Annotated in this window: 24 protein-coding genes and 1 pseudogene; 10 read left to right on the forward strand and 15 right to left on the reverse strand. The window is 41.2% G+C overall.

Features of this window, described 5'->3' with window-relative positions:
* The 5 genes from ACFN7Z_RS16740 to ACFN7Z_RS16760 all read left to right on the forward strand — a co-directional run bounded on the left by ACFN7Z_RS16740 (position 1) and on the right by ACFN7Z_RS16760 (position 3,394).
* Positions 1-546, forward strand: a complete 546-nt coding sequence (locus ACFN7Z_RS16740) for a glutathione peroxidase (RefSeq protein ID WP_004984048.1) — start codon at positions 1-3, stop codon at positions 544-546.
* Between the two features lie 197 nt (positions 547-743).
* Positions 744-1,118: an RcnB family protein gene (locus tag ACFN7Z_RS16745; RefSeq protein WP_029574920.1), complete on the forward strand. Its 375-nt coding sequence runs from the start codon at positions 744-746 to the stop codon at positions 1,116-1,118.
* Between the two features lie 134 nt (positions 1,119-1,252).
* Complete coding sequence (locus tag ACFN7Z_RS16750; protein ID WP_010325656.1) at positions 1,253-1,843, forward strand: hypothetical protein; 591 nt, start codon at positions 1,253-1,255, stop codon at positions 1,841-1,843.
* 90 nt (positions 1,844-1,933) lie between these two features.
* Complete coding sequence (locus ACFN7Z_RS16755; RefSeq protein WP_010325655.1) at positions 1,934-2,377, forward strand: AAA family ATPase; 444 nt, start codon at positions 1,934-1,936, stop codon at positions 2,375-2,377.
* 81 nt (positions 2,378-2,458) lie between these two features.
* Positions 2,459-3,394 carry a hypothetical protein gene (locus tag ACFN7Z_RS16760; RefSeq protein WP_010325654.1) on the forward strand — a complete coding sequence of 312 codons (936 nt, stop codon included), beginning with the start codon at positions 2,459-2,461 and terminating at the stop codon, positions 3,392-3,394.
* A 31-nt stretch (positions 3,395-3,425) separates the two neighbouring features.
* Here ACFN7Z_RS16760 and ACFN7Z_RS16765 read toward each other — a convergent pair whose 3' ends face one another.
* The 11 genes from ACFN7Z_RS16765 to ACFN7Z_RS16815 form a co-directional block, all read right to left on the reverse strand.
* Entirely contained in the window at positions 3,426-3,746 is a 321-nt protein-coding gene (locus ACFN7Z_RS16765) for a hypothetical protein (protein ID WP_010325653.1), read from the reverse strand.
* A 355-nt stretch (positions 3,747-4,101) separates the two neighbouring features.
* Positions 4,102-4,521: a F0F1 ATP synthase subunit epsilon gene (locus ACFN7Z_RS16770; protein ID WP_010325652.1), complete on the reverse strand. Its 420-nt coding sequence runs from the start codon at positions 4,519-4,521 to the stop codon at positions 4,102-4,104.
* Positions 4,522-4,547: 26 nt separating this feature from the next.
* On the reverse strand, positions 4,548-5,942 hold the full coding sequence (gene atpD, locus ACFN7Z_RS16775) for a F0F1 ATP synthase subunit beta (protein ID WP_004684425.1): 1,395 nt from the start codon (positions 5,940-5,942) through the stop codon (positions 4,548-4,550).
* Positions 5,943-5,968: 26 nt separating this feature from the next.
* The gene (gene atpG / locus ACFN7Z_RS16780) at positions 5,969-6,838 is read right to left on the reverse strand and encodes a F0F1 ATP synthase subunit gamma (RefSeq protein WP_004984038.1); all 870 of its coding nucleotides are present in this window, start codon (positions 6,836-6,838) and stop codon (positions 5,969-5,971) included.
* A gap of 88 nt (positions 6,839-6,926) precedes the next feature.
* Positions 6,927-8,471 (reverse strand): F0F1 ATP synthase subunit alpha, encoded by a 1,545-nt coding sequence (gene atpA / locus ACFN7Z_RS16785; protein ID WP_004684423.1) that lies wholly within the window; start codon positions 8,469-8,471, stop codon positions 6,927-6,929.
* Between the two features lie 44 nt (positions 8,472-8,515).
* Positions 8,516-9,052, reverse strand: a complete 537-nt coding sequence (locus ACFN7Z_RS16790; RefSeq protein ID WP_004984037.1) for a F0F1 ATP synthase subunit delta — start codon at positions 9,050-9,052, stop codon at positions 8,516-8,518.
* Between the two features lie 12 nt (positions 9,053-9,064).
* Positions 9,065-9,535, reverse strand: a complete 471-nt coding sequence (locus ACFN7Z_RS16795) for a F0F1 ATP synthase subunit B (protein WP_004684420.1) — start codon at positions 9,533-9,535, stop codon at positions 9,065-9,067.
* Between the two features lie 38 nt (positions 9,536-9,573).
* On the reverse strand, positions 9,574-9,819 hold the full coding sequence (atpE, locus tag ACFN7Z_RS16800) for a F0F1 ATP synthase subunit C (protein ID WP_000424060.1): 246 nt from the start codon (positions 9,817-9,819) through the stop codon (positions 9,574-9,576).
* 84 nt (positions 9,820-9,903) lie between these two features.
* Positions 9,904-10,779: a F0F1 ATP synthase subunit A gene (atpB, locus tag ACFN7Z_RS16805; RefSeq protein ID WP_004684418.1), complete on the reverse strand. Its 876-nt coding sequence runs from the start codon at positions 10,777-10,779 to the stop codon at positions 9,904-9,906.
* Positions 10,780-10,886: 107 nt separating this feature from the next.
* Positions 10,887-11,285 (reverse strand): ATP synthase subunit I, encoded by a 399-nt coding sequence (locus ACFN7Z_RS16810; protein WP_004684416.1) that lies wholly within the window; start codon positions 11,283-11,285, stop codon positions 10,887-10,889.
* Positions 11,286-11,456: 171 nt separating this feature from the next.
* Complete coding sequence (locus ACFN7Z_RS16815) at positions 11,457-12,296, reverse strand: metal ABC transporter solute-binding protein, Zn/Mn family (RefSeq protein ID WP_004684414.1); 840 nt, start codon at positions 12,294-12,296, stop codon at positions 11,457-11,459.
* Between the two features lie 141 nt (positions 12,297-12,437).
* On the opposite strand from ACFN7Z_RS16815, the gene ACFN7Z_RS16820 reads away from it, so the two are divergent.
* From ACFN7Z_RS16820 to ACFN7Z_RS16835, 4 genes are read left to right on the forward strand one after another with little or no spacing between them, the layout of a single operon-like run.
* A complete protein-coding gene (locus ACFN7Z_RS16820) occupies positions 12,438-12,932 on the forward strand; it encodes a transcriptional repressor (protein WP_004984035.1) in 495 nt (164 codons plus the stop codon).
* The gene (znuC, locus tag ACFN7Z_RS16825; RefSeq protein ID WP_058952383.1) at positions 12,917-13,699 is read left to right on the forward strand and encodes a zinc ABC transporter ATP-binding protein ZnuC; all 783 of its coding nucleotides are present in this window, start codon (positions 12,917-12,919) and stop codon (positions 13,697-13,699) included. The genes ACFN7Z_RS16820 and znuC overlap by 16 nt, the downstream gene beginning before the upstream one ends.
* Before the next feature lie 3 nt (positions 13,700-13,702).
* Positions 13,703-14,503 carry a zinc ABC transporter permease subunit ZnuB gene (gene znuB, locus ACFN7Z_RS16830; protein ID WP_004984031.1) on the forward strand — a complete coding sequence of 267 codons (801 nt, stop codon included), beginning with the start codon at positions 13,703-13,705 and terminating at the stop codon, positions 14,501-14,503.
* A gap of 4 nt (positions 14,504-14,507) precedes the next feature.
* Positions 14,508-15,005: a DUF523 domain-containing protein gene (locus tag ACFN7Z_RS16835; protein ID WP_094148882.1), complete on the forward strand. Its 498-nt coding sequence runs from the start codon at positions 14,508-14,510 to the stop codon at positions 15,003-15,005.
* Here ACFN7Z_RS16835 and ACFN7Z_RS16840 read toward each other — a convergent pair.
* Positions 14,986-15,608 (reverse strand): annotated as a pseudogene (locus ACFN7Z_RS16840) (LysE family transporter). The gene ACFN7Z_RS16835 and the pseudogene ACFN7Z_RS16840 overlap by 20 nt on opposite strands.
* A gap of 161 nt (positions 15,609-15,769) precedes the next feature.
* Here ACFN7Z_RS16840 and ACFN7Z_RS16845 point away from each other — a divergent pair.
* On the forward strand, positions 15,770-16,690 hold the full coding sequence (locus ACFN7Z_RS16845; RefSeq protein WP_058952384.1) for a Dyp-type peroxidase: 921 nt from the start codon (positions 15,770-15,772) through the stop codon (positions 16,688-16,690).
* 359 nt (positions 16,691-17,049) lie between these two features.
* Here the strand turns inward: ACFN7Z_RS16845 and ACFN7Z_RS16850 are convergent, their stop codons facing one another.
* The 3 genes from ACFN7Z_RS16850 to ACFN7Z_RS16860 are packed head-to-tail and all read right to left on the reverse strand — an operon-like array spanning position 17,050 to position 23,663.
* Entirely contained in the window at positions 17,050-17,859 is an 810-nt protein-coding gene (locus ACFN7Z_RS16850) for a hypothetical protein (RefSeq protein WP_171253708.1), read from the reverse strand.
* A 7-nt stretch (positions 17,860-17,866) separates the two neighbouring features.
* Positions 17,867-20,356 (reverse strand): LysM peptidoglycan-binding domain-containing protein, encoded by a 2,490-nt coding sequence (locus tag ACFN7Z_RS16855; protein WP_395442267.1) that lies wholly within the window; start codon positions 20,354-20,356, stop codon positions 17,867-17,869.
* Positions 20,349-23,663 carry a type VI secretion system Vgr family protein gene (locus ACFN7Z_RS16860; RefSeq protein ID WP_081316842.1) on the reverse strand — a complete coding sequence of 1,105 codons (3,315 nt, stop codon included), beginning with the start codon at positions 23,661-23,663 and terminating at the stop codon, positions 20,349-20,351. The genes ACFN7Z_RS16855 and ACFN7Z_RS16860 overlap by 8 nt, the downstream gene beginning before the upstream one ends.
* Positions 23,664-23,685 lie beyond the last annotated feature (22 nt).

The raw sequence follows: 23,685 nt of genomic DNA on the forward strand, positions 1-23,685 counted from the left end.
ATGAGCACTTCGATTTATAATATTCCAGTCAAATCCATTCAGGGTGAAGACATCAACTTAAACCAATACCAAGGTAAAGTTCTCTTGGTGGTGAATGTGGCATCTAAATGTGGCCTCACACCGCAGTACGAAGGTTTAGAAAAACTCTATCAAGACAAAAAATCACAGGGTTTAGAGATTCTAGGTTTTCCTGCCAACAATTTCTTGGCACAAGAACCGGGTTCAGACGCTGAAATTCAAGAATTCTGCTCTTTAAACTATCAAGTGGATTTCCCGCTTTTTTCAAAAATCTCGGTTGCTGGGGATGATAAGCATCCGTTATATGAAACGCTCACCCAAGCGGTGCCTGAACGCATTGGTGAAGGCCCTTGGTGGAAAGACTTGGTGGACTATGGTTTAACACCGAACGAACCACCTGAAGTGCTGTGGAACTTTGAGAAATTCTTAATCAATAAAAATGGCGAAGTGGTTGCGCGTTTTGCACCAGACATTACGGCCAATGATCCGCGTATTGTCGATGCTATCAATGCTGAATTGGCCAAATAAGCCGGAAGCTGTTTATAAGCAGTCAGATTTAACGGCTGCTTATATTTTATTTTTTAAATGAATAATGGCACTCGAATCGGTTCGATCTTCATGATTCCTTCGTTATTTTGATGATTTTACAACACTTCATTCACGATCAATCAAATACTTCACTCTATGATGCATCTATTCGCTCAAGACAACCAAAAGTGAAGCTCATGAATACCTTTATAAAAGCAGCTATTTTATCTATCTCAACCGCATGGATTGCCCTGCCTGCACTAGCAGCACCACAAGAACAACATCAGCAACATCACGCAGCTCAGTCATACGGACATGCGCAACAGCACACATCGAATGGCCATCAACAGCCAACTCAAGCCACTGTAAAGAAAGCCAAGCGTCCATCTCAAGACTGGAAAGCAGGTCAAAAACTCCCAAGCGTTTACCATAGCAATGCCTATAAAGTAGATCACCAAAAATACAAAAAACTCAGCAAACCGGGTAAAAACCAACAGTGGATTAAAGTGAATGGCGACTATGTACTGACAGACATTCGCAACCATTCCATCATTAAAATCATTGCTGGTTAAACTGCTGTAAATGAAGAGTGCTCAGGCACTCTTTTTTTGTTTTAAAAAGTTTTGTTATGACTTTGAAACCCAGCATATTATCTACACATTTTGCCCTTATATTAAAAAACACATAGCCCAATATTGATTTGATGATGAAAAAGCTTTTACAAAACTTAGTTCTTCCTTTTGCACTGTTTAGTTCAGGCATCCTACTTATTGGCTGTGAGCAAGCAACAGAGCCGAATCAGCAAGACATCCAGACTGAGTCATCTGAGCAACACCAATCAGCGAATACACAAAGCCCTGAAAAAGCTGAACTGAAAAGTGGCAACATGCTCTATATCGTGCGTGATGTTGCAGATATGCAATTAAAAGCAGGCGAATATGTCACTCAGCTGCAAGAAACCCAAAGTGACTTGCAGTCCGCAATTGAACAGCACGATCAGCAACAGTTGCAACACGCCGCGACAGCGTTACAACAACAGCTCACAGGTTTCAATAATGCCTTGAATAGTCTGAATCTTAAAACCCAAGAAATCAATGATATCCGTGAAAAATTACTGTCTGCCAACCAACAAGTCTTAGCTTCACCTTTTTTAAATGGACAGGTGGATTTTAGCCAAGTCGACTTTAAAAAGATGCAACAGCAAATGGGCACTATTCAATCTGAAATGTTGAAATTGGCTTCAATGATGATTCCTCAGCAAGCTGAGAATGATAGCTCAAACACAAACCAATCTTAAAACATTTAAATAGTGGTGCTTTCAGCAATAGAGTAGGAGAAAATGACTACAACCGTTTTTTCCTACTTTGATTGAGGCACGATTTCACACATGCAGCTGATTATTTTTATGGGCATCCAAGCTTCGGGAAAATCGAGCTATTATCTGTTGAATTTGGCACATAGCCATTTGCGCATCAACCTCGATATGCTGAAAACACGGCATCGTGAAAAAATCATTTTTGAAGCAGGACTGGCCTCAAAAACCAAAATGGTGATTGATAATACCAACCCTACGCTAGCCGATCGGGCGCGTTATATTGCCAATGCTCAGGCCGCAGGCTTTGAAATTGTTGGCTATTTCTTTGAGACTGAGCTTAAAGGTGCACTGGAACGCAACCACTTACGTGAAGGCAAAGCCTGCATTCCCGAAGTCGGGATCAGAGCCACCGCTCAAAAATTTGAACCACCACACTATGCTGAAGGCTTTGATGCACTGTATAAAGTTCGTATTCTTGGGCAAGGTGAATTTTCAATTTTACCCATACAGATTTGAAGCTTTAATGAAAAAACATTAACTATTTCTCATTTTTAGGCTACCATGTACAAATAAGAAACACAGAAAAACATTTTTATAATGAAAAAAGTCATTCTTGTGATCGCCTGTTTAGCAATCATCGTCTTTGGCGGGATGCACTTTTTAATGCCTGAAAAAACGACGCCACACTTAACACAGTTTTTTTCTAAAGAGCATAAAGAAGTTCAACGTATTCAGGACTGGCTCAAATACAAACAACAGCAGCAGTTACTTTTGGTCGATGTTGTAAGCCCTGTCAGCCCCAAACAACAAGGTGCTTATGCTGAATACATCAAACAAAAAATTGAGTTCAACCAGCAAAATATTCAGCGCCTGCAGCTCAGCCGCTATCAAAGCAAAGCGTTTAAAGAGCTACAACAGCTCGAAATTCATACGCTAGAGCAATGGAATACCTTATTCCAAACGCATATTGTAGATGCCTTCGTTGAACAACAACATTTCACTGAAATTCCAGCCGAAGAATACCAACAATTTGATGCTGAAGCGCGCTATGCCTTACAAAAGCAAGAAGTTTTGGTTCTCGAACACTTACAACAATTGCTGCAACACAACAGCCCATATCTGTCTGACATCGATCATAGCCTGCTCAGCGATTGGCTTTATTACCAACTGATGCAACATGAAATTCGTCCGGTTCTCTCTGAATGGTTGGCAGTCGAAACAGATATGCCTGACCGAAGCCGTCAAGATGCAATGCAAGACCTGAGACTATATAAGCGGTTTAACCCCAATACCGATGAATATAAGTACATCATGTCACTCGAAACACAGCTTTGGCATGCCGAACACCCATCTTCAAATTTGCGGGTACAACCGTCCAATACCATGTCCAATTCGGATATCGAAATCGATCCAGAGATTGTGATTCCTGAAGATGAACCTCAAGTTGAGCAAATCAAAAAGTTGATTGAGACTCAACACAATAGCGTTAGCCGCATGATGTTCAGCCAATTGCGTCAGAGCTTTTTAAAATAATTTTAAAACAATGCCTTAAGCTCATAGCTCATCAAAAAGAAGACTGTTCCTGAGTTTTGCTCTGTGCTAACCATTCTTTAAAAGCCTTTTGCATGGCGTGACGCTCATATGGCTTGGCTAAACGTGCTTCCATCATTGAAAAATCACCCTTATAAGCTGCGTCAATCATGGCTTTGGTCAGCTCCTGAATACTCACGCGACCTCGATGTTCATATTGTAATATTTCTTCTGAAGTCAGTACCAAGTCCCAACACGACACCACTGAACTCATATCGACTGCGATACTCAGATAATAATGCTCAAAATCTTGATAAAGTTCCCAAAAGTGGGATTCATGCGCTATCAGGTTCATCTTCATCTTCGCTTACAGAGAAGCTTTCAAAATATAACTTCTGTTGAATAAAAGATATGCAACTTTAGATAGCTATATCCTTGCTTAACGAAATATATCAAGCATAGGAGCATTGATTCAGATGAGTTTTAAAAATTGTGTATTCAAAATATTCTACAAGCAAGCGTACAGTTAAAAGACGAAGCACTATCATGCAAAACAAAGATTGCTCGTATGCAGCAGACCAATCCAGTCCATTTGAACAATGAGAACTAAGAAACCAACAAACTCATTATGAAATAAGCAATTGACGCATTTTTATCAACAGACATAAAAAAAGCCACCTTTCGGTGGCTTTTTAATCTCAAACCGTCTCTTATTGAGCGCGGTTTTTGATTTTGCGGATGGTTTCCAACTGAGCAGCAGTTTCTGCAAGAGCAGCCAAAGCAGCAGCCGAGTCCAAGTCGCTCTTTTGATTTGCAAGCAATTGTTCAGCGTGTTTACGCGCTTCAAGAATTGCTGCTTCATCTAAGTTTTCTGCACGGACTGCAGTATCTGCAAGAACCGTAACAACATGCGGTTGAACTTCTAAAACACCACCAGATACATAGATTAACTCTTCTGTACCGTTTTCAAGCAGAACACGGATTGTACCCGGCTTGAGTAAAGTTACTAGTGGCGTGTGACCAGGCATAATACCTAATTCACCACCAGCACCTTTAGCAATTAGCATCGTTACAGTGCCAGAGTACAAAGACTCTTGAACACTTACAACATCACACTGCATAGTCGACATGAGAATCTCCTAAATTAGGTAACTAATTAAAGTTTCTCAGCTTTAGCAATTACTTCGTCAATACCACCAACCATATAGAACGCTTGTTCTGGAATGTGGTCATATTCACCAGCTAAAAGACCTTTAAAGCCACGAATCGTTTCTTTAAGCGGTACAAGTTTACCAGGAGCACCAGTAAACACTTCAGCTACGTGGAACGGTTGAGAGAAGAAACGTTGAATTTTACGCGCACGGTAAACAGTCAACTTATCTTCTTCTGCAAGTTCGTCCATACCAAGAATCGCGATGATGTCTTTCAATTCTTTATAACGTTGAAGAACGTTTTGAACTGAACGAGCAATCTCGTAATGCTCAGCACCCACTACTAGTGGATCTAACTGACGTGAAGTTGAGTCAAGTGGATCGATCGCTGGGTAAATACCAGAAGATGCGATGTCACGGCTCAATACTACAGTTGCGTCTAAGTGAGCAAACGTAGTTGCAGGCGATGGATCTGTTAAGTCATCGGCAGGTACGTATACCGCTTGGATTGACGTAATCGAACCAGACTTAGTCGATGTAATACGTTCTTGAAGAACACCCATCTCTTCTGCAAGTGTCGGTTGGTAACCTACTGCAGATGGCATACGACCTAGAAGTGCTGATACTTCAGTACCTGCTAGTGTATAACGGTAGATGTTGTCTACGAACAATAGTACGTCACGGCCTTTGCCGTTTTCGTCTTTCTCGTCACGGAAGTACTCAGCCATAGTCAAACCAGTCAACGCTACGCGTAAACGGTTCCCCGGTGGCTCGTTCATCTGACCGTAGACCATTGCTACTTTGTCTAGAACGTTTGAGTCTTTCATCTCGTGATAGAAGTCGTTACCTTCACGAGTACGCTCACCAACACCAGCGAACACAGATAAACCTGAGTGCGCTTTAGCGATGTTGTTGATCAACTCCATCATGTTTACAGTTTTACCAACACCGGCACCACCGAACAGACCAACTTTACCACCTTTAGCGAACGGGCATAGTAAGTCGATGACTTTAATACCAGTTTCTAAAAGGTCAGTAGAAGCTGCTTGTTCAGCATAAGAAGGTGCTTGACGGTGAATCGGCAAACGCGCTTCAGTCGCAACTGGACCAGCTTCGTCGATTGGGCGACCAAGAACGTCCATGATACGACCCAAAGTCGCTGTACCCACTGGTACAGAGATTGGAGCGTTAGTATTCGTTACGTTCAAACCACGCTTAAGGCCTTCAGTAGAACCCATTGCAATAGTACGAACTACGCCATCACCAAGTTGTTGCTGAACTTCTAATGTAGTTTCAGTGCCATCAACGTGGAGAGCGTCATAGATCTTAGGAACGCTGTTACGTTCAAACTCGACGTCGATAACCGCGCCGATGATCTGAATGATACGACCGCTACTCATTGCTGTCTCCTCAATTCAAAATAATGTTAAACGGCAGCGGCACCACCAACGATCTCAGAAATTTCCTGAGTAATCGCGGCTTGACGCAGCTTGTTATAAATAAGTTGTAGGCTCTTGATCAAATCACCTGCGTTGTCCGTTGCAGCTTTCATTGCAACCATACGAGCTGACTGCTCACACGCGATGTTTTCGATCACGCCTTGATATACCACAGACTCGATATAACGAACCAATAAGCCATTTAAAAGCTCTTCAGCTTCAGGCTCATAGATATAATCCCAACCGTATTGACGGTTAAGGGTCTTGTTTTCTTCAGCAGTTGCTAAAGGAACAAGTTGTTCGATTTTTTGATTTTGAGTCATGGCATTGACAAAGCCGTTTGACACAAGATAAATACGATCTAACTCGCCTTTATCAAATGCGTCTAACATCACCTGTACAGAACCAGATAACTGTTCAAGGCTTGGTGTATCACCGACATTTGTCGTAGCACCCAGCACTTTACCGCCGTAGTTTTTAAAAAACGAAACCGCTTTTTGACCAATTAAAGCAAATTGAACTTCAATTGACTGCTCTTGTTGCTGTTGGACGTGTTTAACCACTTTTTTGAACAAGTTAATGTTCAAACCACCAGCAAGGCCACGATCTGAAGACACAATGATATAGCCAACGCGCTTTACCGGGCGTTCAACCATATAACGGTGTTTGTATTCAGGATTCGCTTGAACCAAGTGAGCAATTACACGGTGCATATTTTCGGCATACGGACGGCCTTGAGCCATGCGCTCTTGCGCACGACGCATCTTAGAAGCTGCTACCATCTGCATCGCGCGAGTAATTTTCTGCGTGCTTTTGATACTAGCTACTTTGGCGCGAATTTCTTTTAAATTTGCCATACGCTTAACCTAGTATTCGAAGGCCCTTTCGAGCCCTCGAAGGTTGATCCGTGAACCAAACCAAAACTAAATCCAACTGAAGTTGAAATTAGTAAGTTTGAGTCGCTTTAAAGCTTTCAATACCTGCTTTGATTGCAGCTTCGATGTCTTTGTTGTAATCACCAGTTTCATCGATGTTTTGCATTAACGCAGCATTTTCTGAACGGAAGTAAGAGATTAACGCAGCATCAAAATCTACGATTTTCTTCACTTCAACGTCAGCCATGTAGCCTTCGTTAGATGCATAAATTGAAACAGCTTGGTCAGCAATTGAATATGGAGCATATTGTTTTTGCTTCATTAATTCAGTTACACGTTGACCATGTTCAAGTTGCTTACGAGTCGCTTCATCAAGGTCAGAAGCGAACTGAGCAAACGCTGCCAATTCACGGTATTGCGCCAAAGCAGTACGGATACCACCAGACAATTTTTTAATGATCTTAGTCTGCGCTGAACCACCAACACGAGATACAGAGATACCCGCGTTCACAGCAGGACGAATACCTGCGTTGAATAATGATGTTTCAAGGAAGATCTGACCGTCAGTGATCGAAATTACGTTCGTTGGTACGAATGCAGATACGTCACCCGCTTGAGTTTCAATGATTGGCAATGCAGTTAATGAACCAGTTTGGCCTTTAACTTCACCATTCGTGAATTTCTCAACATAGTCAGCAGAAACGCGCGAAGCACGCTCAAGAAGACGAGAGTGAAGATAGAATACGTCACCTGGATACGCTTCGCGACCTGGTGGACGACGTAATAACAATGAAATTTGACGGTAAGCAACAGCTTGCTTAGACAAATCATCATAAATGATTAGTGCATCTTCACCGCGGTCACGGAAGTATTCACCCATTGTACAGCCAGAGTATGGAGCCAAGTACAACATTGCTGCTGGATCGGCTGCAGCTGCTGCTACAACAGTGGTATACGCCATAGCACCAGTTTCTTCTAGCTTGCGCACAACGTTAGCAATAGTCGATTGTTTTTGACCAATTGCTACGTATACACATTTAATGCCAGAGTTTTTCTGAGCGATGATCGCATCGATCGCCATTGCTGTTTTACCAGTTTGACGGTCACCAATGATCAACTCACGCTGACCACGGCCTACAGGGATCATTGTATCTACTGATTTATAACCAGTTTGTACAGGTTGATCCACTGATTGACGCCAAATTACGCCTGGTGCTACTTTTTCAACAGCATCAGTTAATTTTGCATCAATTGGGCCTTTACCATCAATTGGGTTACCCAAAGCATCTACTACACGGCCTAAAAGTTCTGGACCAACCGGAACTTCTAATACACGACCTGTGCAACGCGCTTTTTGACCTTCTTGAAGGCTTAAGTAGTTACCTAAAACAACGACGCCCACTGAATCCTGTTCTAGGTTCAGTGCCATACCGTATAAGCCGCCGTCGAATTCGATCATTTCACCGTACATTGCATCAGCAAGGCCGTGAATACGCACAATACCGTCGGAAACCATAACAATGGTCCCTTCGTTTTTAGCGGTCGCGCTGGTGTCCAGATCGCCGATACGCTGTTTAATGAGCGCACTGATCTCGGATGGATTCAGTTGTTGCATTGCGCTATACCTCAATCTTTTTAAAGTTCAGTCTTCATATGCAATTAAGCAAGAAGACGAGTCCGCATTTTTTCTAGCTTGTTAAGCGCAGAATCATCTATCACTTGGTCGCCTGCACGAATAACAACACCAGCAATAAGCTCTGGTTTAACTTCTACAGAAACATTTACCGCAGCTTCGAATTTTTTCTCTAAAGCATGTGCAAGTAATTGTTCTTGTACAGAAGTCAATGGGAATGCAGATTCAATCACTACATCCACAGTATTGTTATTCTGTGATTTGAGCTGCTCGTATTCAGCAGAAATTTCAGGAAGAAGCGCCAAACGGTTGTTTTCAGCAAGCAATGTCAAAAAGTTTGACACTGCTGCAGTTTGGTCTTCGCCTAATACTTTTGCAAAAAGACTTACCTGCTCAGCAGGAGTAAGCTCAGGGCGAGTTAAGAAAGCTGAAAATGCTTCGTCTTGCACCGCAGCACTGAGCAAGTTCAATGCAGATGACCAAGAGTCAGTTGCATTTTGCTCAGAAGCGTAAGCAAATGCTGCTTTAGCGTACGGGCGTGCCAACGTCAAGAGTTCAGCCATAATCCGCCTCTCTTAAAGTTTAGCAGCCAGCTGAGTCAGCATGGCATTGTGAGCTTCAGCATCAACTTTTTGGCTAAGAATTTTCTCAGCACCTGTTACTGCAAGATCAGCAACTTGTTGACGTAATTCTTCACGGGCAGAATTGATTTCTGTATCAACAGCTTCTTTTGCTTGTTGACGAATACGCTCACCTTCAGCTGACGCTTGAGTACGAGCTTCTTCTACCAATTGTGCACCGCGACGGTTCGCTTGTTCGATCAATTGAGCCGCTTGCGCTTTCGCTGCATCTAATTCAGCTTTCACTTGAGCTTGCGCATCCGCAAGATCAGCTTTTGCTTTTTCAGCAGCGTTTAAGCCATCAGCGATTTTACGCTGACGCTCACTAATCGCATTGATTAGTGGTGGCCATACAAATTTCATGCAGAATGCGACAAACATCGCAAATGCAATCGCTTGGCCAATCAATGTGAGGTTGATATTCATTGCTATTCCTCAATAGTTTAATTTAGGAATTAAGCCGATTAACCTACAAATGGATTAGCAAAGATGAAGAACAAGCCAATACCAACACCGATCATAGGCACAGCATCAAGAAGACCCGCGATTAAGAACATACGAGTTTGAAGTTGTGGAGCCAATTCTGGTTGACGTGCAACAGCTTCAAGGAAGCGACCGCCTAAAAGACCAAAACCAATCGCAGTACCTAAAGCACCAAAAGCGATCAAGATAGCAGATGCAATTGCAACTAGACCTAAAGTGAGTTCCATGATAATTCCTCAGAGGTTAGGTTTATACCAAATTAAATTAAAAAATTGTGCGCCCAACCATCCAGTGATAGTTGGGCATTACCATTAATGCTTTTCGCTTGCCATGCTCAAGTATACGATAGTCAGCATCATAAAGATGAATGCTTGTAGCGTGATAACAAGAATGTGGAAGATCGCCCAAGGCACAGACAACGCCCATTGGATCCAGAATGGTAATAATGCGATAAGGATGAAGATTAACTCACCTGCATACATGTTACCGAAAAGTCGCAGAGCCAATGAAACTGGACGTGCAAGGAATGTTACTAATTCAAGAATTAAGTTCACTGGAATCAATAACGCTTTTGCAACTGGGTTACTTGGGTTAAATGGGTTAAGTGCTAATTCGCCAACGAAACCACCAATCCCCTTTTCGCGAATACTGTAGAACAAGATCAATACAAATACAGATAAAGACATACCTAGGGTAATGTTTGGATCTGTAGAAGGTACAACCTTGAAGTAAACGTGATGAGGATCCATACCAAATACACTTGCACCAATCAGTTGAGCTGTATACGGAATAAAGTCAACTGGGATTAAGTCCATTGCGTTCATGAGGAAAATCCACACGAAAATGGTCAATGCAAGTGGCGCAATTAAGCGTGATTTGCCATGGAAAGTGTCGCGAACACTTGAGTCCACAAACTCAATGATCATTTCAATTGCAGACTGGAACTTGGTTGGAACACCAGAGTTTGCAGCTTTCGCTACGCACCAGAACAACAAACAGAAAATCACACCAAGAGTGATAGACCAACCCATTGAATCCAAGTGAATAGCAGTGAACCCCATCTGTTGAGCTTCTTCAGCAGTCTCAGCCAACTTCCATGAACCGTCTGGCATTTTGCCATAAGTCATATTCGTCAAGTGATGCTTGATATACTCGGTCGAAGTAAGGGCATGTTCTTCAGCAGCCATAAATCACACCTGGTCAATGTCAAATACAAATAGAGAGAACGAACATCGCGTGCTGCTTGATATCTCGTTCATCTCCTAAAAAACTTTTCAATTTTTTGTAGTGCTTATTAAACTCGTTTTTGTTGACGCGACACCCAAAATGGAGCAACCCACGTCATGGTTTGAACGAGCATAAAACCACAAAACAACGCCACCGCTGACAACGGTTTGACATTGCTTAAAATTAAAATGAAACCAACAATCACAATTGCAAACTTACCCATCATGCCTTTATACATGTTCGCAAGAACTTGTTTAGAAGCGCGAGCTCCTGCTGCTCGAAACGACTGCCATGAAAAATAGCAAGTCGCAAGCCAACACACGAGCGCACCTAATGCTGCACTCAGGGCTGCGGTTGAGTCTTTCACGACCCAGCCGATCAAGGCTGAAACAGGAATCATACATGCTTGTAAGAGGACTAAAGCTTTCGCTAATCGTCGGTCAATCAAGCGACTAGTTCGGCTCATTATTTATTCACTCACAACAATCATGCTTGACAAGTTTAGCTGATGATTATTTTTAATCGCAGGCATTATAGAGTTACACCCCTGAACATGCAATCTTTTCCCGACCTAAGTCGAGTTTTTTTCTATGTTTAAATTGCTTTTAAACTAATCAATTATTGTTTAATTTTTGCGTCACTTTCGCGCATTTAGCACACATTTATGCACATGATCGGCCAATTGCTTCCACGCGCTGACAAAATCCCCTGCCCCAGTCATGCTTTCATCAACCGCTTGGAAGACTAATGGGTTCAACTTTTGATATTGTGCTTGACTTGCATGCACTTCAGCCAAAAGGCACATCTTTGAATAAGGGCGGCTGTCATTTAAGTATTTGATTTGCGCAACCGTAGGCGCAATATGTGGATCATCTGTCAATGCACCTGCAAAGCGTAAGTTTAAAGGTCGCTCCAGGTATTGATAGGCATCATGAAAAGACCAATACGGGCGAGCTTGGGTACTTTGACTATATATAGCTGAGGCTTGTAACATTTTCTGAGCAAAGAGTTTGGCATTGTTCCAGTAGCGCTCCTTATACTCAGGCATCTGCTGTGAACGCAGGCCTGCAATAAAGAAACCAATGCGTACCGCATTGTTTGGGTCAAGCCAAACATGGGTATCAATGGTATTTTTTAAGGCATCACCACGGGTATTTCGTAGTGGTAAGGCATTGATAATGCCTGAATCTAAAATAGAAACTGCTTTATCATTGGGGGTCAGGAGTTTATCCAGCGGTGCTTCATGTGCTCGTCCCAACCAAATAACCAAGCCTGCATCCTGAATGATTTTACGATGCATTGGGGTCAAACTCACATCATGTCCAGATTGATCGGCCAACAATAAGGTTGGTTTTTCAATGCCTTTCGTCACTTCCTGTGCAATCAAGTAAATCGGCTGTGTAGAAACAACCAAGTCTTGCGTCCAAGCAACACTACTAAACAGCGCAAACGCAAAAAAAGCCAAGAAACGGGACATGGGGAGCAATCACTAGAAATACAATTAGTGTTATAATATAACAAATCGACAAAAATACCTATGCCTAATCGAAACTCTCTGCGCTTCATGTTAAGATTTAATGTCGTTTTTCTTTTATAAATTTTGCACTTGAGGTTTGTTATGAGCGCTTGTTCTCACGAACACCACCATGCTTTACATGATGTGCATGGTCATCACAACGTTGAGACGCGTTTGGCTGAAGCAGAAGTCTTGTGCGCAACAACTGGTGCGCGCCTAACCCCCTTAAGAAAAGAAGTCTTGGCACTGATCCTGAATGCGACAGGTCCGATGGGTGCGTATGACTTGTTGGCTAAAATTAAAAGCAATGCCGACCGCCCTGCTGCCCCACCGACGGTGTACCGCACCTTAGACTTTTTATTAGAAAAAGGCCTCATTCACCGACTCACCTCGATTAATGCCTATATTCCGTGTTGCCATCCCCGTGAAGGCCATCAAGCAGCCTTTCTCATTTGCACTGATTGCAAATCAGTGACCGAGGCCTCTGCACAAGGATTATTACAACAACTCGATGCACTTTCCGCAGCCGATGGTTTTACGGCACAACATAGCATTATCGAAATTTCAGGAATTTGTCAGCAGTGTCGCCACAAATAAGCCTCGATCCTGTTCTGGTCGAACTCTCCCAAATTAGTGTTCGTATCGATGAACGCGACATTTTAAAGCATGTCGATTTTGTCTTACATGAACGGGAAATTGTGACCCTGATTGGGCCAAATGGTGCAGGGAAATCCACGCTCATTAAAGTGCTATTGGGTATTGTGCACCCTAATACTGGCGAAATTAAAACAACAAAGCCACTCAAGTTTTCTTATGTACCGCAAAAATTTAATCCCTCACATAGCCTACCGCTTAGGGTAAAAGACCTATTGGCTTTGGAAAAATGTGATCCTGTAATTAAGCAAGAAATTATCCACGATACTGGGATCAGCAAACTTGAAAATTCTAAAGTACAGCAGCTTTCAGGTGGAGAGCGTCAACGCGTTTTACTGGCACGTGCGCTGTTACGTCAACCTGATATTTTGGTTCTCGATGAACCGATGCAGGGCCTAGACATTCAGTCTGAGGCTGAGCTGTACGACTATGTGCGCAGTTTACCCGCCAAATATGGTTGTGCTGTGCTCATGGTTTCACATGATTTGCAGTGGGTCATGCAAGGAACTCATCGTGTAGTGTGTTTGAATAAACACATTTGTTGTAGTGGCCTGCCTGAAAGTGTGCAACAACACCCTGAGTATCAAGCTATTTTTGGTACCAACCGCGTATTCTATCAACATCATCATGATCACTGCGCACATGGTGATAGTGCAACGCCTTGTCAGCATGACGCTCGCCCACACATTCACCCCGAACCGGAAGCTTAAGTCATGATGGAATGGTTACAACTGCTATTACCTGCATGGATTATGGGTACGTTGCTAGTCTTTTTGACTGCACCACTGGGCTGTTTGATGCTATGGCGCCGCATGTCATTTTTTGCCGACACCATGGCACATGGTACTTTACTGGGTGTCGCGATTGCAGGAGCAATGGCGTTGCCCCTGTGGATGGGTGTGGCTTTTATTGCGGGCTTGTTGGTGGCGATCCTTTGGGTTTTGCATGATCCACGGTTACCTAATGACGCATTACTCGCACTCTGTTCTGCGACCTTGCTCTGCTCGGGTCTGATGTTTATTCAACATATTCCAAGCTTAAGACCTGAGCTACTCAGCTATTTATTTGGTGATTTGCTCACGATCACATGGGCAGACCTGCCCGTTTTTGCCACTGTTATTGTTGTTGCATTGGCAGTGCTTTATAAAAGTTGGCAAGCTCAAATTCAGATCGCGATCGATCCTGATATGGCCGTCAGTGAAGGTGTCAGTGCGAAATGGCAACGTTTGATTTTTATGTTGCTACTGGCTTTATTTACCATTTTGGCGCTTCGTGCAGTGGGTTCTTTACTGATGGGTGCTTTGCTTGTCATTCCAGCACTTACCGCTCGACTGCTTGCCCACTCTCCAAAACAAATGGTGATTTGGGCCTTTGTGATTGCGCAAATTGGGGTGACAGTTGGTTTATGGTCCAGCGCAGGGCTGAATACCTCTACAGGACTCAGCATTGTTTTAACCATGTCGATTCTGTTTGCGTTGATTTTTATCGCGCAGAAGTTTAAAAAACTGACATAACTAAATGATCCATCAACGTTATTTTATCAGCGCATGTCTACTCGGACAAAAAGTCCGTTATGACGGCAAAGACTGCTTAGTCTCTCAGTTAGTTCAAGCTTTGCTCGATAAAAATTATGTCAGCTTATGTCCTGAAGTCAGTGCAGGACTTCCAACCCCGCGTCCCGCAGCAGAAATTCGCGACGGGTCAGGTGCTGATGTTTTATCAGGCCACGCACAGGTTTTTTCCTCAGATGGTCATCAGCTTAGCGATGTCTTTATTCAAGGTGCTTACAAAGCTTTAGCATTGGCGCAAGCCAGTCACGTCACGCATGCTGTGCTCAAAGCCAATAGCCCATCTTGTGGCAGTGATGGTATTTATGATGGCTCATTTACTGGGCAAAAAATTGCAGGGGAAGGAATCACTGCCGCCCTATTTCGTCAGCACGGTATACATGTGGTTACCGAACAACAGTTTTTAGCAGAACTGACGCAGACTAAACTTACTGATGAACCAAACTAAGCAATCCCGCCGCACAACTAAATAACACTGCGAAAGTACGATTGAGATATTTTTGCTGTCGCGGTGATGTTAAAAGTTTTAAAACTTTCGCTGCCAATCCCGTATATCCTGCCATCACAATCAAATCAATCGTGACCATCGTGACGGCCATCACCGCATATTGACTCCACTGCGGTTTAGACAAATCCAAAAATTGCGGTAAAACTGCCAATAAAAAGACGATTGCTTTGGGATTGCTCATATTGATCAAAAAGCCATACATCACCAATTTCGAGCGAGACTTAGTCGGTTGTTCTTGTTGAATTTCAATCGACTGGATGGGTGCCGTACATTGTAAATAAGCCAAATACAACAAATAAGCCACACCAAACCACTTCACGGCCCAAAATGCCCAAGGCTTTGTGGCAAAGAGTACCCCCCTACCCCAGCCGCCACAATACCGATTTGCACCAATAAGGCGAGTTGTAAACCCAGCGCATTCCAATAACCATGCCGAAAACCGTAGTTAAGGCCACTCGACATTGACGCAATGGCCCCTGCCCCTGGAGAAATACTAATGATCCAACATGCGAGTACAAAGCCAAGCCAAATTTGAAATGACATAGTGGTATTGAGAAAAAAATGATCTTTAGATTATATGATCTTTCATGCTTTTAGGGTTTATTATTCATCAATGAATTTATCACTTAAGGCTATGAAGCTGAAACTGCATAAGGCACAATAAGTGCAGCCAATAGAAATAACAATTTTTTTAGGAGCCATGAATGACCGCCCAATCTGTAATTCTGCCATTACCTTCAGATCATGCCCGTTTTATTGTTTTACGTTTAAAAGATTTAAGTATTGAAGAACTTAAAGAAAAATTAGAAGATTTATTTTCAACCCGTGATCGTCTTATTACCCAACATCCACATGCGCAGATCAAAACAGCTGTTGCTTTTGGCCCTGAACTTTGGGCACAACTTCATCCTACAGCGCCTGCAGGGTTTAAACAGCTAGAGCCCATTTATGGCTCTTTCAATATGCCTGTTTCACCTGCGGATGTTTTAATTCATATTGCGTCTCAGCGTACCGATATTTGTTTTGCCCTGAGTCAATCCTTCTTTGAAGGCATCCAAGATAAAGTGGATGTTTTAGATGAACGAGTCTGTTTCCGCAATTTTGATGGTCGAGATTTGACTGGTTTTATTGATGGTACTGAAAACCCGCAGTTTCCCGATGATCGTGCTGCAACGACATTATTAAGTGAAGATGCAGGAGTATTCGCAGATGGTTCTTTTATCTTTGCACAGCGCTATTGCCATGATTTGGAAAAGTGGAAAAAGCTAAAGGTTGATGCTCAAGAGCAAGTCTTTGGACGGACAAAACTTGAAAGTATTGAACTAGATGATGACGTTAAGCCTGCAAATTCTCACGTTGCACGTGTCGTGGTTGAAGATGATGAAGGCGAGGAAATGGAAATCCTACGTCACTCTCTTCCTTATGGCGATGGTAAAGGTGAGCAAGGTTTATTTTTTATTGCCTATACGAAAGATTTAAACATTATTGATGCGATGTTACTGCGTATGTTCGGCACCAGTGGTGATGGAATCCATGACCGTATGCTTCATTTTGTGACTCCTGTGGACGGTGCTTACTATTTTGCGCCGAGTGAGGAGTTGCTGGAAGAAGTGTTGGAAGGGTGAAAAACCAAACCAAGCTGACAGAAATCAGCTTGGTTAAATCCATAAAACAAGAATTTTCTCTGCATTGGTATCAGATGAATACTCGTCACAATCAGATATATTAAACGCCTTTCGTTCTAAATTAATTACTTGTATTTCACCATTTATAACATCAAACAATAGAACATTATTTTTCTGATTTTTATCAATAGAAGTATAGACTAAATCTTGCGATGAATCACTTGCCCCTTCACTTACCATCCTCTCAACTTTAATAAGTTAAAATCCAAATGACTTTCATCCCCCTTACTATCATTTAAATAAGTACAAGATCCTAGTGAAACCAATATAAAATATAAAATATTACATCTTCATTGGAATCAATTACCCTTTAAAAAATAAGAATACATGCCACCACCATCATCTTTTGAAATAATCTTGTTAGTTCCTTTCTTTTTTTCCACAAAGTTTTTTATCGAAAAAGGTTCTTTTTGATCAGGTATTAAGATAAATGAGTACTCAATAGGAGATTTTTCATAGACTACTCTTCCGGTCGAGCTAAAGTCTTCTGAAGCTTTTTGAAGCTCATATAGAATCTGATATGTCTTTTTGTTTTTATTATATTTCACAGACCCCAACTTACTAAAATCCATAGAAACCTCATTAAAATTTTTTAATTTAGAATTTAAAGACAAGAAAAAAGGTGAATATAAGCCTAAATTTTTTTTATTTAAAATATATACATCACTTTTAAATTTTTTTGAATTATTATTTGAAACTGGACTTGCATAGCTCTCAATTGAGAAAATAACCATATTACTATCATTAAACAGCACACTAGAGCCAATAGCACTTACATCTGAAATAATAAAAGGTAACTTATACTCTATTCCATCTAGCTGAATAAAAGTCTCATAATTTAAAAAATAATAATCATTTCCTTTTATTCTATTGTCATTTCTTAATAGAGGTTTCAATAAAATTGAAATATCTTCATATGGAACATTAACTGTATTTTTCTTTAATTTAAAATTTTTATCATTATCAGTATATATAAACCCAGAATTTAAAACATTCCTATACCCTAATTTTATATAATTAGGTTGATTTATGTTATTTTCTATATTAAATTCTGCATTAGCAATTGTTGAAAAAGCCAACATACCTATCAAGCATAATTTATATTTCATGATCTATTTACCTATTTAATTTAACACCATTTTCAGTGGTCTTACAATTATCTAACCAAGGAAATGGGTCTTGTCTATACGTCATTCCAGATTTCCCCATTGATTTCGTTATCTCTGTTCTGACCTCAAAATGCAAATGTGCACCATCCTCAATTCTTGTCATACTTCCGGCATTACCAGTATTACCTGTTTTCCCAAGAATAGTATCTAGAGTGGTTATAATAGCTCCCTCTGTTACATTTATAGAATTTAAATGTGCATAAACAAAGTAAATTGTGTCTATGTTTTTTGCTAAAGCTTTTTTTGAAACTGGCAAATCATTTACGTCACATTCTAAAATAATCGTTTTTCCATAACCTGGATATGATGGAATTACTTTTGCAATGGTACCAACACAAACTGGATAAACATTGGCACCATTATCAGCCTCAAGATCAAGACCTTGATGCATTCCACTAGATCTATAAGTTGTTCGATTAAACCCTGATGCAACCTTAGTTGCCTGCTGTAAATTACTTTGATTATAAGTTGCAGCATTTGCCTTTAAGGGTAATGATTTATAACCAAACCGCCTCACTTGACAAGTACCATTAAGTGGATTTCTCCAACCATCAAAATTGAGCTTCTGTTCGTTGTTTGTACTCACTTCTTGTGTTTTCTTCTGTATATTTTTTTCTTGAGTAATTGGAAAATTAATCCTAAATTCTTCTTTATCTTTTATCGAAGTGATTGAAGTTAAAACTTGATTATCGAAAATGATTTCAAGCTTATCTCCTTTTTTAATTTTAATAACTTCATGACCATTTTCATTTGTCAAATGTGGTTTTAACCCATATTTAGATTTTACGAAATACTGAATACTGGGTTCAACCTTATTATTTACAATGGATGTAATAATAATACTAATATTTTCTGTTGCTTGGGTATCATTAGCTCCTTTCTTTTTCTCGAATTCTTTACTTGGCCGAACTAAAGCTTTACCACCTAGAAAAACAATAATTTCCTCCATTGTTCGAGCATTCTTAAATTTTTTCCCATCAGCAGGGCTAAGGGTAAATCGATTTACATTAATTTTTGCATCTGTATATTCAGTACATAACCACCATCGATATGCATCCCTCCCATTACTAAATCTTTCCTTATAATTTTGTAATGTACTGCAATTAGGACTATCTTTGGAACACACTTGCCCTTGTAGTTTTGACCATGAAGAGTCGTTTGTTGCTTCAATTATTTTGCCAAACCCTGTTGGACCATCATGATGAGCTACATATCCAACTTTTGCGAGATCACTAGGTTCTAAACTATCGACCTTTCTATATATGTTTGTAACTATATCAATATTTGCCCTAGCATATGCCGCTGCTGAATCCACCGAAAAAGTAGGGTCCGTTCCAAGAGCTTTTAATTTTTCTTTATCTTTTACCGAAATTAACTTAAGAGCCATATTCTCTTGAAAATTAGAGATTAATTTTTTCTTAATAACATGTTTTTGAAGTAATGTGTCACTATAAGTAGAACGTGTACATATCTCATACCAAGTGCCACTTAAAAACTGAGTTAATCCTACTGCAGATGATGTTGAAGCACGTGCTTGAGCATTCCATTCTTGACTTCCTCTTTTTGTACCAGCTTCTGCGTTAATTTTTGCAGCTAAGGCTTGTGGCGCTAAATTATATTTTTTTGCTGCGTTAATAATTATTCTTCGATATTTTTCATTATCTGGATGTAAATATAAATTTTCTTCAGAATATACTGCAGCTACTGTGACAGCAGGTAATCCACCTTCCACTCTTGTTTCAGATGTCCCAGATGTCCCAGATGTCCCAGATGTCCCAGATGTCCCAGATGTCCCAGATGTCCCAGATGTCCCAGATGTCCCAGATGTCCCAGATGTCCCAGATGTCCCAGATGTCCCAGATGTCCCAGATGTCCCAGATGTCCCAGATGTCCCAGATGTCCCAGATGTATTCTGCGCTTTCTTACCATTAACTTTCAATTCTTTTTCAATTGCTTGTGTATTTGTTCTAGCTACACCCTCAACTTGATAAGTATTACCTTTTAATATCATTGCACGAGAACTTAGTTTTAATATTTTTTTCCCCATCGGCAATGTTTTATGATGAGCTATAAGTTCAAATATATTTTTTAATGTATATAAACTTATTTTTATACCTTTCAAAGCATCTTCAATTTGAATATCTTTAATTAACCCATTATCATCGCTAGTCATTAAATGACACTGACCATCATACTCTAGTAATAGCTTAGCTTGAGGAATTGATTCCCACTTTAGATCATAAACTTTTATTGTTAAAAATGTATCAATTTTTCTACTATTATTTTTTTTCAAATATATCTTTTGCCCAATCTTTAATAAATTTTTCTTTTTACCATATAAACCATTTATTTCAACTAACTCATTAAGACTAATATTATATTTGTTTGAGATACCCCAAAGCGTATCCCCTTTTTTTACGATATGTACATTACTCATACTGATTTCCAGACTCTTTATCATATGGATTGTGATGCTCACCTAAATCTATTTCTTCTTGTAATTCCTCTTCTTCATCATCAAACCATGAAACCCAATCATCGAACCCAACCAATGCTTTATACTCAATATTTTTTTCATCATTTTCTAGTCTAAAAATAGATTTATCAATTTTCGAATCTAATTTAAAAACATAGTTCTCATTTATTTTTTCATAAATTTGTATCATTGCATTTTCCATTTTCTCACCTTCTAGTGACACAAAATGGAATAATTTAGTAAATGGACCACTGCTTGGTAATTCAGGAACCTCATAAGATACTTTTGCACCACCCACAAAACTATGCTGACCCGCCTTACTTTCAAACTTTCCACCTGTTGTCGTAAAAATCCCATCCCCATTAATTTTGAGCTGTGAACCACCAGCAGTCAGTACAATTTCTTTCGGACTGGTTATTTCTATTTTATCTTCTGTTGAAATTAGCTTAATCACCTTACGCGCAATCGCCTCTATCGCATCATCTTGTGCCTGTAATTCGACTTTTCCTTTTGCTGCAAATGCTTTTAGCCCTTTTTGTGCAGCAAATAAGCTCACTTTATCCTGCGCATGCGCAATAATATTCTTCTGGGCACTTAAGTTAATGGACCCCTGTGCGCTTTCAGCAATGTCTTGAGAAGCTTGTAAAACAATATCTTCAGGCGTCGTTAAAGCAATACCATTGGGGGAAGCCAGCAGCATTAAAGCCTGACGAAAGATCTTCGCTTGAGCTTGATTCTGAGTATCCTGCGTTTGCTCTGCCTCTTGAGCATATGTCTCCATAAAACCTTGCATGGAGACCAATGCCTGCATGGGATTAACATCCAATTTGCTGCCTTTATTAAAGCTTCCGCAAGCACTCGTCAGGTCAAAGTCTCTCATATCAACATTCGCAATCACTTTACCAACATCTTTTAAAGCGCCGAGTGGATCCGCATTCAATTTGTCTTTCACGCCTTGCAACTGACTTTTTAAAGCATCTGTACCATGTTCTTCGAGGTTATCAATAAAGGCTTTTAAATTTTCTATTGAAGCCTCTGCATCCTGAAAATAATCTTTAAATTCATTGATCAAATTGTCTGTGTCTTGACCAAATTTTTGAATATCCTCAATAAAACCACCACACGTTTTTAATGCCGAAATCGGATCCTGACTGACTGCAGTTTTAAATAAACCAACAGTTGCTTGGAGGGCTTGATTGGCCCCTTTTAGCTCTACAGACTGAATCAATTTAGGCAGACGATTGATCACATTCAGTGCATCAGTCTGTTGTTTAACAGCCAAAGTACTCAGCATGTGCATACTGTCATGACCTTGCTGCAAGATGGACTGGGCTTCGGATGCAGCCAAATGATCTGCGACCGCTTGATCCTGTGCATAGGTACTAATCAAGAGGCCTTTGCCTGCACGCATGGCTCCCCATTGATCCGTTCTTAGCTCAAACCCCTCACCACGCCCATCACTGTTCTCAGTTTCTTTTGGATGACTGAGGTTACCGAGATTGAGCTGACTCGCTCCATGACTGCTGTGTAGCTGCACACTAATTTGCCCTGTCGTATCATCAAAACGCAGTTGGTTAAAGCCTTGCCCTGCAACCTCTTGTGAACGAATCCCGCTGAGTTTTTTCGTCGCAGGCAATGTCCCTTTCACATCAAACATGGTTTGGTGGCGCTCGGCCTCATGAATGCGTCCTACTACAAAGGGTCGATCGACATCCCCCTCAAAGAAGTCGATGACCACAATTTCTCCAACACGCGGATGAAAACGTACGCCATACCCCTCACCCGCCCATGGGGTCAATACATCGACCCAAGCCGAGTCCGTGTCATTGTCATTTGCACCCGCCCCACCATCATGAGCATGGTCATCACTACGCGTAAACATAAAGCGAACTTTAATCCGCCCCCATGCATCCACATAAATTTCATCCCCTTCAGGCCCGACGACTTTGGCGCGTAAAGGATAGGCTACTGGACGGTGTATCCACACTTGATATTCAGGAACAATTTTGACCTCACGGCGTACGACAAAGAGTTCATTGGCTTGACGTTCCTCACTCAAACCTTGCCAGCGACTTCCTTTTAGTAACAGATTGATTTGCTGTAATAACTCTTTGGGTAAATTATTTTGGTTATAAAAAACTTTGCCTAAAATTAGAAATTCACGCTCTGCGGACACATGCTGGTCTATTTCAGGATGATCCACCATTTCAAACCAATAGCCGACTTGCGCATCTCGAACGCTGCTTTTTGCTGTAAAATATTTGGACTGAAGCTCGTGATATTGGTTCAGTTGTTGGTTGAGACGATCTAGTTGACTGCTATTGGCAAGCGTGACCTGATCTTGACCTTGTAAATCAGCCGTCCATGCTGGACTGACACACCAGACTTGTTCCAGACCCAAACTTTCATTGTCTTGTTGATCACTGTGCTGATGCGCACTCAATACAGCTTGGCTCTGATCTTGAGCTAAATGTTGCGCTTGCCAACGCTGCGTCTGTACCGTGGTGGACTGTAAGTGACGTTCAGCAATAAAACTGGTGATGCTATCAAAAGGCTCGGTGGCATGGCTGCGGTGGAAACGAATCTTTCGGCGGCCCAGCGCTGTAAAAGCTTGATTATCATCCATCAAACGAAGTTGCTGTGCCTGAATCGGTTCGGACGAACTGAGCACCATCGGAGCTTGTTCATCGATCAACCAATTAATACCTTCACTCCGCCATAATCGAGTGAGAAACTCAGCGTCGGTTTCATTAGATTGCATGACAAAAGGTCGTACATCATAATCACGGCTCAAACCGTCTAAGTTCAGGCTTAAGCTGGCTGCAAATAATGTACTGTGACTTTGCCATTCGCTAAACAGAGTTTCAGTGATTTCACGAACACTTTTGCTCATAAACACACGACTGTTTCTGCGCTTATGCCACAGCGCTGTTGCATCTTCAATCGTCAGTTTATAAACAGTTAACGCGCCATCACTTTGCCCCTGACTGGCACTGGTAATCACCCCCGTCAGACGAGAAAGCTGCCCCACATCCGTGACCTGATCAACCGCGACTCGCCCACCAATGAACTGTTTTAAAGGCAAATAAGCATTGGTCGATAAACATAGGATTTCAGCTTTTAGGCCCTGATTAATGCGATGTTCACCCTCAATCCGCTGAATAAACACCTGTGTGTTCAAAGCCGGATTGGAAAAATGAATATGCAGAGCACGTTTTTGTGAGCCGAATCCAAAGGATTCCAGCATTTTATAAATAGAATTGAACATGATCATTGTTAAGTTATTGGTT

Source organism: Acinetobacter sp. P1332, assembly GCF_044057475.1.
GTDB classification, from domain to species: Bacteria; Pseudomonadota; Gammaproteobacteria; order Pseudomonadales; family Moraxellaceae; genus Acinetobacter; species Acinetobacter johnsonii.